This window comes from Arthrobacter sp. NPDC058192 (assembly GCF_042883665.1).
Taxonomy (GTDB): domain Bacteria; phylum Actinomycetota; class Actinomycetes; order Actinomycetales; family Micrococcaceae; genus Arthrobacter.
The window spans coordinates 102,173-113,858 of sequence record NZ_JBHVVJ010000009.1; the positions used below are offsets into that span (position 1 = coordinate 102,173).

Here is an 11,686-nt window from a genome sequence, read left to right on the forward strand (position 1 = left end):
TAGCGCGAGTTAACCAAGTTCTAGCGCGAGCCGGCCGCCGGGGCGGGCACAGCGACACGGTGGAGGCCGGAGTACACATTGAGGCTGGTCCGGCGGCTGAACCCGGCCAGGGTCAGCCCGCTCGCCTCAGCCAGCTCAACGGCCAGGCTCGACGGAGCGCTGACGGCGGCGAGGACCGGGATTCCGGCGAGGGAGGCCTTCTGCACAAGCTCGAACGAGGCCCTGCCGGACACCTGCAGCACGGTCCCCCGGAGCGGCAAAAGGCCTTCGCGCAGGGCCCAGCCCACCACCTTGTCCACGGCATTGTGCCGTCCAACGTCTTCGCGCAGGCACAGAAGCTCTGCCGAGCCGTCGTCAGAAATCCCAAAGAGCCCGGCGGCGTGCACCCCGCCGGTAACGTCAAAGACGTCTTGGGCGGCCCGGAGGGCCTCCGGCAGGGCCGCCAGCGTTTCCACCGGAACAGTCAGCGGGTCCTCGGCCGGGCTGTAGTGCGAGGATTTGTGCACGGCCTCGATCGAGTCCGTCCCGCAGATGCCGCAGGAACTGGAGGTGTAGACGTTACGCCCGGTCTCCGGCAGGACGACGTCGGGCCTGAGCTGGGCTTCCACGACGTTGAACGTCTGGACACCGTCGGCGTTCTCGCCGGCGCAGAACCTGAGCGACACGAGCTGCTCGGGAGCCCAGATCACGCCCTCGGAAACCAGGAACCCTGCGACGAGGTCGAAGTCGTGGCCCGGCGTCCGCATGGTGACGGAAAACGACATGGTTCCGATCCGGATTTCCAACGGTTCCTCCACGGCGAGGACGTCTTCCCGGTGACGGACCGGGAATTCGAGGGCCTGCGGGGAACCGTCGAGGACAATCTTGTGCACTTTGCGGCGCTGCGTCACGCGGCCCATGCGGTACTCCTATGCGTTTTGACTCTTTCCATCATTGTAGGAGGGCGCTCCAGTCCACCGGGCCGTCGCTGGCCCCGGTTTTCCGGGCGGCGCGCTTTGCAGCGGGCTTGGGCGCCGCGGGCGCTGCCGCCAGGTCCGGGAGCGGCGCACTCCAGGGCAGCGCGAACGCCGGGACCGGTTCCCCCAGCTGGACACCGTGGGGCGGGACCACCAGCACGCCGTCGGCGGCGGCCAGCCCGCGCATCATCCCCGGGCCGGTGTGCTGCGCCGGGGATGCCATGCCGTAGAGCAGCCGGAAGGGCATGAGCCGGGTCCGCCCGGGATCGGCGTCAATGGTCGAGCCGCACGGCACCTCGCCGAGCGGGGGGTTGGGTGCGTGGCCCAGTGCCGCAAGGAGCGGTGTCCCGATGGTGGACAGCGCCATCATGGCCGCGAGCGGGTTTCCCGGCAGGCCGAGGATGTACCTGCCGTCCGGCAGTTCGGCCAGTACAGCCGGGTGGCCCGGCCGCATCGCGATCCCGTCAATCAGCAGCCGACCGCCCAGCTCGGCAACCGAACGCCGGAGGTGGTCCGTCCCGGAGCGTCCGGTGCCGCCGGTGGTGATGACGACGTCGGCAGGCAGGATGGTGCTGGCGGGGACGGGCTCGCTGTCTTCGAGGGCAGTGAGCCATTCGGCGTAGGTGTCTCCGATTTTCACTTCCTCGGCGCAGATTCCGCCGAGCATCTCCACCACGGCTGCCAGCTGGGGCCCGAAAGTGTCGCGGACCTGGCCGGGCGCCGGCGTCCCGGATGTCACCACTTCGGAGCCGGTGAACACGAGGCGGACCAAGGCCTTGCCGAGCACGGGAAGGGTGTCGTTTCCGGCCAGGGCGGCGAGAGCCAGGTGGGCAGGATTCAGGACCGTGCCGCGTTTGATCAGGATGTCCCCGTCGGCAGCTTCTTCCCCGGCTTTCCGGATATGGTCGCCGTTCCTCGGGTCCCCGGGCTTGGCGCTGCCGCCCAGCTTGAGGACGGGCAGCCCGTCCTCGTCCGTGCCGATGACACCGCTTTCGCTGCGCAGCACCGCCTTGGCCCCGGCCGGGACGAGGCCGCCGGTGGCGATCGGACTCGCCTGATGCGGGGCGAGCCGCTGGCCCGGTTCAGCCAGGATCCAGGGGCCGCTGCCGTTGACGGCCCAGCCGTCCATGGCAGAGGAGGCGTAGTGGGGCATGTCGCCCTCAGCCACCACGTCGGCTGCCAGCGTGCGGCCCAATGCCTGCCGGAGCGGGACGGGGGCGGCCGGGATGGGGGTGGCACAGTCAAAGGCGAGCTGCCGGGCCTCATCCCAGGTGTGGGCCAGGTGCCGGTGGGGGCCGCCCTCCGGTTCCTGTTCCGCTGGAGCCTCCGGGCCGGTCAGTCCGATCTCGGGGCTGCCGTCGGCGCTGCCGCCGGCTGTTTCGTCGCCTGTTTCGTTGTCTGATTCGTTGCCTGGGGCGAAAGGTCCGCTGCCCCCTGGAGGCGCAGGTGTCATGCCCCGGAAGCTTCGGCGGCTGCGTGATCCTTGGCGAGCTGGCGCGCTACAGCCATGGCGGCCTGCATGGACACCTCGTCCGTAGTTTGCCCCGAGCCGGAGGCCAGGCCGGCCGCAAAGCCGGCGATGAATGTGGTCAGCGGCGCTGCCGGGCGCACCACGGCGTGGGCGGCCACGCCTGCCAGTGCGAGGACCTCGGACACGTCTATCTCGACGTCCTCCAGTTCCAGGGCCTGGAGCAGTGCACGGCACCAGTCTTCGAGCGTTTCGTCCTGGCTTTTCACCGTTTGCCTCCATGGTCGCCGGTCAGCTGCGGGGCCCGGCACGGAGCCGGGACCGAAGTCCGAGATCGCGCCGGATACACCTAGTGCGGTCGCGTCGTCCCAGGTGTCGACGTCATCCGTGGACCCGGGGGGAACACGAACTTCCCGCACCTCCAGCCTAGCAAGAAGGGCGAAGACCGACGCGTTTTCGAGGCCTCCCCCTCGTACGGCGTCGGCCGCAGATCGTTGTAGCGCGGCCGTGCCATAAAAACCGGCCAGCGGCTGCTTCCGGCCGTCGGCGGAGACTGCCATGACGCCGTCGCCCTCCTCTCCGTCTGGCCGGGCGGCCAGCGCCGCGGCAAGGGCGCTGACCGCTGCCGCGGACCGCGGCATGTCACAGGCAAGGACCAGGGTGAAGGGCGCCGGAACACCGGCGGACCCCAAGGCCGCGGAAGCCCGCCCGGCGCCGGGTTTTCCGGCGTGGTCCGCAGCCAGCGCGCTCAGTCCGGCGGCGATGGCGGCGGACGGCCCGGCGAAGGGCGGCTCTTCCCGGCAGTTCAGGATCCCGTCGGGAAGGTCACCCGGGTCGGGACCGACGACGACGATGCGGCCGGCCGCGTCCGCGGCACCCAGCGACCGCTCCAGCAGCGTGGCGCCGTCGTACGTCAGCTTGGCCTTCGGGACACCGCCAAGGCGCGAAGACCTGCCCCCGGCGAGAATAATGGCATCGAACTCCACCCGCCCAGCCTAGCGCGGTGTCTGGTTCAGGCGGCCGATTCTGGCAGCAGGAAGGGATCCCAGGCGGGAGTCGGCTTTTCGAGTTCCTTGATCTGCCACATGGTGCCCTTTGGAGGTCCGGGGGCAAAGCCGAGTTTCCAGCCCATCTCCCCCGGCGTGTGGTCGCCCTTGGCGTTGTTGCAGCGCAAGCAGGCCGCGACGAGGTTTTCCCAGGAGTCCGCGCCGCCCCGGGACTTGGGCTGGACGTGGTCGATCGTGTGGGCGGCCTTCCCGCAGTAGGCGCAGCGGTGGGCGTCGCGGCGGAGCACGCCGCGGCGGCTGACCGTTGTGATGGTGTTGTACCGCGGCCGGACGTAGCGGTTCAGGAGGATCACGGACGGGCGGCCCAGTATGTCCTGGGGACCGACAACGGGTTCGTCCCCTTCGGCCACCACGCTGGCCTTTCCGGTCAGGACAAGCACGAGCGCCCGGCGGAAGGTGACCACCGCCAGCGGTTCATATCCAGCATTCAGAACGAGAGTGCGCATGCGCATACCTCTTCACGGCCGCACCCGCCAGGGGCACGAGGGCCGGCTGCCCTCTGCATGGTCGGGCTATGGATCGACAAGACAAGAGTAAACACTCAACTGCCGGATCACCGAATATTTCTTCCGCGTGGCGGTGGGCGGCGCGGGACGTTCATGGCCCGGTAACGCAAAAGACCCCCGCCTCAACAGGCGGGGGTCTTTAGAGGTGCGGAGGCTTTTGCCTAGCCGCCAACGCGGATGAAGACGGGGCCGGAGCCGACGTTCACGCTGTACAGTGCGGTGGTTCCGCCGTTCCAGCCGCCGTGGACTGCCATGCCGTTACCGACGTAAACAGCGATGTGAGCCATGCCGACGCCGCCGTTCTGGTAGTAGGCCAGGTCGCCCGGACGGGCTTCGGCGGCGCTCACGGTGCGGCCGAGGGACAGGTAGCCTGCCGGCCAGCCGTGGTAGTGGATGCCGGCTGCGGCCAGCGCGTTGGTGGCGAGGGCGGTGCAGTCCTGCGCCACGCCGATCTGCGCGTAGGCAGCGGCGGCGATGGTTGCGCCGGCGCCGCTTGCGACTGCAGCGGCGGGGGCCTGGGCAGCTGCGCCGCTGACGCCAAGCTTGGTGCCGGCGGCCTGGGCGCCGCCGGCCTGGGTGGCCGTCGATTCCTGGACCTTGACGACGGGCTTGGCAGCCTCGACGACGGGAGCCGGCGACGTGGTGACGGCGGGCTTCTCGTAGGAGATCGCGATGGTGGAGGCAGCCGAGATCGTTGCCGGAGCAGCCGACTGGACTTCCAGGGCGGAAGCGGAGGTGGATTCGCGCTGAACGTTGGTCTCAGCAGCGTTGGCTGCGATTCCGCTGGTCAGAACCAAGCCGGAAGCTGCGGCGATGACCGCGGCCTGACGGCCCATGCCGCCGGCGTTGTCGCCGACTGCCTTGGCAATAACAGCCAGCGAGTTGGTCTTGGTGACCTCGGCGCGGTGCCGTGCAACGGTTGCACGAGTAGTCATTAAGTTCTCTCTTTCGTGTTCCTGGGCCGCGCGCTTTCGGGCGCGGGCTTAGGACGCTCCGGCATCTTGGGGGTACGCCGGATCGCCCCGAAATGGGTTACTTAGCGAAGGGTGTACTGCGAAGACGCGCCAAAAGCGGCGACTGCATGCTGTCCGGACTCGATAGAGAATGAGCCAGCGGAAAGTGATCCAATCCGGGCGCCGGCAAGGGCGGCACGTGATGTGGATTTGAGCGGGCTCATAGGAGCCCCGCCCGTGCGCATGCGCGCGGCGTTGTGGCGTGAAGACACGAAGGTAGCCTCTCCCAATGCCTACGAGGTGAGCTGTCGGATTCGGATGGGAGTCACCCGGCCGCGCCGCTTCCTGGGAAGCTTTGCGACTTAACCCCTAGGCCTTCTTTCGAAGGCCAAAATTGGTTCCCCCGCCCCTGCCAGACGATGTAATGCGAACGGACCTTGAGCGGTGGCAGAGCTAGGCAATCCACTCAAGAGCGCCAACTTCGGAAAAGTTGGCGTGCTTCAAACCCTACAGCAGTCGGACCTCAAAGTCACATTCAGATCACGGCGTGTCACAAGGATGCGAGAGTGGCCCATCATCTTTAGAGCCAGCCGAGGGGGTCAACGACGTCGCCATTGACCATGACTTCAAAGTGGAGGTGGCAGCCCGTCGAGGCGCCGGTGGTCCCGCTCATGGCGATGATGTCGCCGCGCGAGACCTTCTGGCCGACCTTGACCGAGGAGGAGGACAGGTGGTTATACGTGGTCTCCAGGCCGTTGCCGTGGTCAATGACCACGCGGTTTCCGCCACCGTAAGGATGCCAGCCATTGAAGGTCACGGTGCCGCTGGCGGCGGCATGGACACCAGTGCCGCACTTCGCGGCGTAATCCTGGCCCCGGTGGAACTCCCCCGGACCGCCGGTGATGGGGTTCACACGGTAACCGAACGGCGAGGCAGTGACCATCTGGTCCAGCGGGGCGCCGAGTGTTCCGGCGGAGGCGGCACGCGTGATGCTGCCCACAGACTGCGCACTAAGCAGCTGCTTGAGCTTGCCGTCGGGGTCGCCCTTGGTGGCAACAGCCGTGCGGCTGAAGTCGACCTTCGCGGCGGCCGCAGCGGTGACATCCGGCTGAACGGCAGCAGAAACCGCGCCGGTTCCCGCGGAGGTGGCCATCACGGGGCTGGTCACGGGTACCGTCACCGTGAGGACCAGGCCCGTGGCGGCCAGCGCGATGCCGGCCTTCTGCCCCACGCCGCTGGCTGCGGCGAAATCCGTAACCTGACGGAACGGAGCGCGGCGGCGGCGGCGTTCGTCGCGGTGCGCGTCGCGCGGGCGCTCGGCCATATGCTCGACGACGGGACGCGGCTCCGGAGCGGGACCGGTCGCGCGGCGACGGCCCCTGGCGGTCTGGGTGGTCAAGAACGGTTCCTCTCTGGATAGCCTGCGAAGTTAGCTGTCGGATTCGGGTCAGAGAGTTCAAAGACCCGGTCCGCCTTTTGCAAGCATCCGGACACAGAGGTAGCCCCGTAGGATCCCTCGATGGAAGATGCTTGCCGCTGACGGACTTCACCCCAAGGCTGCCGGAGTAGCAGCCGAAAGTGGTTCCCCCGCCCCTGCCAGGAGGTGGTTCTGCTACTGATCCGCTGGCAGGGCTCGGCTTCGGATCAGATAACGCTTTGGTATCGGTACAGGCCACTAACTATAGGCGATTAAGCGGCCCGGTAATAAATCCGTGATACCTGTGGTGCACAACTCATGGGTTGTCCCATGTCCGGCCCCGTTGCCGCAGGTCAGGCGACGGTTACAAACACGTGCGCAGCGACCTCGGGCGGCAACTCAAGGGCGCCTTCGATATCCGGAACACGGACCGAGATGTACTCCCCCACCCGCTCCAGCGAGACCTTCGCCCCGGGCCGGATCCCGCCCTCGTCGAGCTGGGCGAGCAGTTCGGGTTCCACCTGGATCGGTTCCGCCAGCCGGTTGACCGTGATCCGCGAACCCGCACCGTAGCCGGCCATGGCCTCCAGCAGGTTCACAACCCCGTCCGCGTATGTCCCGGAGGGCAGTCCGCCCAGTTCCGCAAGCCCGGGAATCGGGTTTCCGTAGGGAGAAACGGTGGGATGGTCGAGCATCTCGAAGATCCTCCGCTCGACGCGTTCGCTCATGACGTGCTCCCACCGGCACGCTTCCTCATGCACATAGGCCCAGTCGAGCCCGATGACGTCAGCGAGTAGCCGCTCCGCCAGGCGGTGCTTGCGCATGACGCCAATGGCACGTTTCCGTCCGGTTTCGGTCAGCTCAAGGTGCCGGTCGCCTGACACAACCACCAGGCCGTCCCGTTCCATGCGTCCGATGGTCTGGGAAACGGTGGGGCCGGAGTGCCGGAGCCGCTCGGCGATGCGGGCGCGGAGGGCGACGATGTTCTCTTCTTCAAGTTCCAGGATGGTCCGAAGATACATCTCCGTGGTATCGATCAGATCCGTCATTCAACTCAGCTCCTTGAGCGCAGTCTTGCGTCATTCCCACCGTACCGCGTGCGGGCTGCGTGCAGGACGTGCCCTGGCGAGATCCGCCGTACGTTCGCAGCACAGCCTAGCCTATTTTGAATTACTCCGGATAATTTTGGTGCGGGCTCCGGCCTCTTCCCGCTGCCCGCCTGCCGGCCCGCCCGGCCCGTCTCAATGACCGGACTGTGACAGGCTTTTTTCCATATCGCGGGGGGCCGTCAGGCAGAATGAAGATGGGTGCCCGTTGCAGCTGTTCCTGCCCGGCCCCCTCCCAGCCACTCTACGAACCAGCCGAATATTGGAGCCACTGTGAGCGACACCAGCATCACGATCCCCGCCAACCTCCTGCCCAAGGACGGACGGTTCGGCGCCGGCCCGTCCAAGGTCCGCCCGGAGCAGGTGGAGGCACTCGCAGCATCGGCGAAGTTGCTGGGAACCTCCCACCGGCAGGCACCCGTAAAGAACCTGGTCGGCTCGGTCCGCAGCGGCCTCAGCGAGTTCTTCCGCGCCCCGGAAGGCTACGAAGTGGTCCTCGGGGTGGGCGGCTCGACCGCGTTCTGGGACGTTGCCAGCTTCGGACTCGTGGAAAACAAGGCACAGCACCTCTCCTTCGGCGAGTTCGGGTCCAAGTTTGCCTCGGCCACCAACAAGGCGCCGTTCCTTGCCGAATCGTCCATCATCAAGGCCGAGCCCGGCACGCGGCCTTCCCCCCGGGCGGAAGCCGGCGTCGACGTGTACGCCTGGCCGCAGAACGAGACGTCCACCGGTGTCGCGGCCCCCGTCCGGCGCGTGTCGGGCGCGGATGAAGGATCGCTGGTGCTGGTGGACGCCACCTCGGCGGCCGGCGGCCTCGACGTGGACGTGGCCGAGTCCGACGTCTACTACTTTGCGCCGCAGAAGAACTTCGCGTCCGATGGCGGCCTGTGGCTCGGCCTGTTCTCTCCGGCGGCGCTGGAGCGGGCGGCCCGGATCAAGGCCAGCAACCGTTGGATCCCCGATTTCCTGGACCTCCAGACGGCAATCGACAACTCCCGGCTGAACCAGACCTACAACACCCCCGCCCTGGCCACCCTGGTCACCCTGGATGCCCAGGTGCAGTGGCTCAACGCCAACGGCGGCCTGGACTTCGCCTCCGGCCGGACCGCCGATTCTGCCGGCCGGATCTACCGCTGGGCAGAGGCGTCCGGCTACGCGACGCCGTTCGTGGCCAAGGCCGAGGACCGCTCCAACGTGATCGCCACCATCGACTTCGACGAGTCCATCGACGCCGCGGCCATCGCCAGGGTGCTCCGTGCCAACGGCGTCGTCGACACCGAACCGTACCGCAAGCTCGGCCGGAACCAGCTGCGCATCGCCACGTTCGTGGCGATCGAACCGGATGATGTCTCGGCACTGCTTGAGTGCATCGATTTCGTCGTGGCAGAACTCAGGAAATAGCCTTAGCGCCCGACGGCGTCGTCCCGGCCAGGTGCCGGTGCGGCGCCGTCTGTGCTTTCCAGGCGGGTGCCGGCTGCGCCGGTCGTGCCCACCACGCGGAAGAACCGCAGCCCGCGCGCCCTGCGGTTGAAGCGGAGCCGCAGATGCTTGGCCCGGATGATCCACAGCAGCCCGATCAGGGCCGCGAGCAGGCCTGCGACGGCCGCGACGCCCATGGACCAGCGGGGACCGGCGGTGTTCGCCACCCAGCCGACGAACGGCGCGCCGATCGGCGTTCCGCCCATGAAGATCGCCATGTAAAGGGCCATCACCCGGCCCCGCATCACGGGGTCGGTGGTGGTTTGGACGTACCCGTTGGCGCTCGTCATCATGGTGATCGCGAAAAGCCCCACCGGCACCAGCGCTACGCCGTACCAGAAGTAGCTAGGGGCCAGCGCGGCGATGCCCGAGGTCACCCCGAAGGCCCCGGCCGCTCCGAAAATGACCCGCAGCCGCGGTTTGCCGCGGCCGGCGGACAGCAGTGCCCCGGTGACGGATCCGATGGCCATGATCGAATTCATGAGGCCGAAGGCTCCCGCGTCGAGACCAAATTCCGTGCCCACCATGGCCGCGATGAAGAGGGCGAAATTCAGTCCCAGGGTTCCGACGATGAAGATGGCCACTAGCACCACGATGATGTCCGGGCGGTACCGTACATAGCGCAGCCCCTCCCGGATCCGGCCCTTGCCGGCCGCCGCCCGCGGGAGTCGCCGCAGCGAGGCCGCCGGGATTTTCGCCAGGCTCAGCAACAAGGCGACGAACGTGAGCGTGTTGAGGAGGAAGACCCAGCCGGGCCCGACGACGGCCGTCAGCACGCCGGCCACCGCCGGGCCGATCATCCGGGCGACGTTGAAGGAGGCACTGTTGAGGGCAACGGCATTGGGAAGGTAGTCGTCCTGGACCAGTTCGGAGACGAACGTCTGCCGCACGGGGGCGTCCAGCGCGGAGACGACGCCGAGCATCAGGGCGAAGGCGTACACCTGCCAGAGCTGAGCCACGCCCGTGATCACCAGGATGCCCAGCCCGGCGCTCAACAGCGCCATCGAAGACTGGGTCAGCACCAGGAGCCGCTTGCGGTTGAAGCGGTCCGCGAGGAGTCCCGCCACCGGCGCGAGGAAGAGCTGCGGGCCCAGCTGCAGGGCCATTGTGATCCCCACCGCCCCGGCGTCCTGCGAGGTCAGGTGGGCAAAGACCAGCCAGTCCTGGGCGGTGCGCTGCATCCAGGTGCCGATGTTGGAGATGAGCGCGCCGACGAACCAGATCCGGTAGTTCAGGATGTGCAGGGATTTGAACGTGGACATCAGGTCCAGCCCTCCTTCTGCACGCTCCCGGACGCTTCCACCCGCTAGTTGGCCTCGTTGACGGGGCGTTCGTCCGCGTCGCCGGTGCTGTCGCCGGCGTCAGTGCTGTGACCGTCGTCGCCGTCGTCGGTATCGTCGCCGTCGTCGGTATCGTCGCCGTCGCCAGCATCCTGCTGGGCGTCTTCGGGTCCTGGCGCCGGCGCTTCGTCGGCAGGCGCCTCCTCGGCGGCGTCCTCAGGCTGTTCATCTTCCGGGCGGATGCGTTCAGCCCACGGCACCCAGGCCGGGGCCAGGATGGACTCCTCCGAGGGCAGCAGGCCGAGTTCGTCGACCGTCACCACCTTGGACCGGGAATTGCGGGTCAGCACGGCGTACCACTGCCAGCCCAGGTATCCGGGCAGCCTGGATTCGAACAGGTGCGTCACCAGGCGGTCGCCTTCGCTGCGGGCCCCGATGTGCGGGCCGATCTGCTCGGCGGGGGCGATGCCTTCCACCGCGGCACGGGCGACGTCGACGGCGGCGGCCAGGTAGGCGTCGGGCTTGCCGATCCGCCAGACAGGTACGCCGGCCCGCGGACGGGGTCCCTGCTTTGAACCGGTTCCCTTGGACCCGGCAGGCATTGTGGATCCGGCAGGCGCCGGCAACTGATCAGGTTCCTGAGTCATCAAGAGCCTTATACGTCCAGCTCGTCGGCAACCTTGCGAAGGGCGGCCGCGATCGCCTTGCCCTTGTTGCCGTCCGGGTACTTGCCCGCGGACAGGGTTCCGGACAAGTTGTCCAGGACGCTCACCAGGTCCTGCACCAGCGGGGCCAGGTCCCTGGCGCTGGGCCGCTTGGCCTTGGCGATGGACGGCGTCTTGTCCAGCACTCGGAGGCCGAGCGCCTGGGCACCTTTGCGGCCATCGGCCACACCAAACTCCACGCGCGTTCCGGCCTTCAGCTCCGAGACGCCCTCGGGCAGGGCCGACTTGGGCAGGAAGACTTCCTGGCCGTCCTCGCCCGCGAGGAATCCGAAGCCCTTGTCCTTGTCATACCACTTGACCTTGCCGGTAGGCACGTAATCAACCTTCTTCGTTCTGCGGGGACACGGCCGGCGGTCACCGCATCCGCATGGATACGCGGGTTCAGGGTATGACTGCCTGGACCGTGCTGGTCTGTATCTTTCAAGGTTATCCTGCCTTGTTCACTTTAGCGGTTTGAGGCGCGGGCGAGGCCGGGACTGTTAGCGTTGGCCACATGACACTGACGCGTTACCGGCGGCCCTTTCTGGTCATTGCGGCCGCCATCGCCGTACTGTCCCTTGTTGCCGTCGGCACCGTTATGGCAATGGCCTTCAACCATGTCGTGGCGCCCGCATGGATCACCTCGACGGCCCTCTACGGGCTCCCCGTAGCCTTCCTGCTCATGCTCGCCCTGGTGCTGGACGCCGTCGTCGCCCGGCGGCGCATGCGCGGGCCAAGCGAACGGTAACG

Annotated in this window: 12 protein-coding genes and 2 riboswitches; of the genes, 2 read left to right on the forward strand and 10 right to left on the reverse strand. The window is 67.7% G+C overall.

Annotated features, from left to right (window positions below):
• Positions 1-20: 20 nt before the first annotated feature.
• The 7 genes from fdhD to ACFVVK_RS10940 all read right to left on the reverse strand — a co-directional run bounded on the left by fdhD (position 21) and on the right by ACFVVK_RS10940 (position 7,416).
• Entirely contained in the window at positions 21-899 is an 879-nt protein-coding gene (gene fdhD, locus ACFVVK_RS10910) for a formate dehydrogenase accessory sulfurtransferase FdhD (RefSeq protein ID WP_390266436.1), read from the reverse strand.
• Between the two features lie 31 nt (positions 900-930).
• Positions 931-2,409: a molybdopterin molybdotransferase MoeA gene (locus tag ACFVVK_RS10915; protein WP_390266437.1), complete on the reverse strand. Its 1,479-nt coding sequence runs from the start codon at positions 2,407-2,409 to the stop codon at positions 931-933.
• Positions 2,406-3,410 carry an NTP transferase domain-containing protein gene (locus ACFVVK_RS10920; RefSeq protein WP_390266438.1) on the reverse strand — a complete coding sequence of 335 codons (1,005 nt, stop codon included), beginning with the start codon at positions 3,408-3,410 and terminating at the stop codon, positions 2,406-2,408. The genes ACFVVK_RS10915 and ACFVVK_RS10920 overlap by 4 nt, the downstream gene beginning before the upstream one ends.
• A 26-nt stretch (positions 3,411-3,436) precedes the next feature.
• Positions 3,437-3,937: an HNH endonuclease gene (locus tag ACFVVK_RS10925; protein ID WP_390266439.1), complete on the reverse strand. Its 501-nt coding sequence runs from the start codon at positions 3,935-3,937 to the stop codon at positions 3,437-3,439.
• A gap of 221 nt (positions 3,938-4,158) precedes the next feature.
• Positions 4,159-4,932 (reverse strand): NlpC/P60 family protein, encoded by a 774-nt coding sequence (locus ACFVVK_RS10930; protein WP_390266440.1) that lies wholly within the window; start codon positions 4,930-4,932, stop codon positions 4,159-4,161.
• 294 nt (positions 4,933-5,226) lie between these two features.
• Positions 5,227-5,410: riboswitch (cyclic di-AMP (ydaO/yuaA leader) on the reverse strand.
• 120 nt (positions 5,411-5,530) lie between these two features.
• Positions 5,531-6,349 (reverse strand): M23 family metallopeptidase, encoded by an 819-nt coding sequence (locus ACFVVK_RS10935; protein ID WP_390266441.1) that lies wholly within the window; start codon positions 6,347-6,349, stop codon positions 5,531-5,533.
• Between the two features lie 4 nt (positions 6,350-6,353).
• Positions 6,354-6,599, reverse strand: a riboswitch (cyclic di-AMP (ydaO/yuaA leader).
• Positions 6,600-6,720: 121 nt separating this feature from the next.
• Positions 6,721-7,416: a metal-dependent transcriptional regulator gene (locus ACFVVK_RS10940; protein ID WP_390266442.1), complete on the reverse strand. Its 696-nt coding sequence runs from the start codon at positions 7,414-7,416 to the stop codon at positions 6,721-6,723.
• A gap of 330 nt (positions 7,417-7,746) precedes the next feature.
• Between ACFVVK_RS10940 and serC the strand changes: the two genes are divergently transcribed.
• Positions 7,747-8,874, forward strand: coding sequence for a phosphoserine transaminase (serC, locus tag ACFVVK_RS10945; RefSeq protein ID WP_390266443.1), 1,128 nt, complete (start codon positions 7,747-7,749; stop codon positions 8,872-8,874).
• Between the two features lie 2 nt (positions 8,875-8,876).
• Here serC and ACFVVK_RS10950 read toward each other — a convergent pair whose 3' ends face one another.
• From ACFVVK_RS10950 to ACFVVK_RS10960, 3 genes are read right to left on the reverse strand one after another with little or no spacing between them, the layout of a single operon-like run.
• Positions 8,877-10,214, reverse strand: a complete 1,338-nt coding sequence (locus tag ACFVVK_RS10950; protein WP_390266444.1) for an MFS transporter — start codon at positions 10,212-10,214, stop codon at positions 8,877-8,879.
• A 44-nt stretch (positions 10,215-10,258) separates the two neighbouring features.
• Positions 10,259-10,879 carry a DUF3027 domain-containing protein gene (locus ACFVVK_RS10955; RefSeq protein ID WP_390266445.1) on the reverse strand — a complete coding sequence of 207 codons (621 nt, stop codon included), beginning with the start codon at positions 10,877-10,879 and terminating at the stop codon, positions 10,259-10,261.
• 8 nt (positions 10,880-10,887) lie between these two features.
• The gene (locus ACFVVK_RS10960; protein ID WP_390266446.1) at positions 10,888-11,271 is read right to left on the reverse strand and encodes a cold-shock protein; all 384 of its coding nucleotides are present in this window, start codon (positions 11,269-11,271) and stop codon (positions 10,888-10,890) included.
• Positions 11,272-11,450: 179 nt separating this feature from the next.
• On the opposite strand from ACFVVK_RS10960, the gene ACFVVK_RS10965 reads away from it, so the two are divergent.
• Complete coding sequence (locus ACFVVK_RS10965) at positions 11,451-11,684, forward strand: hypothetical protein (RefSeq protein WP_390266447.1); 234 nt, start codon at positions 11,451-11,453, stop codon at positions 11,682-11,684.
• Positions 11,685-11,686: the final 2 nt, after the last annotated feature.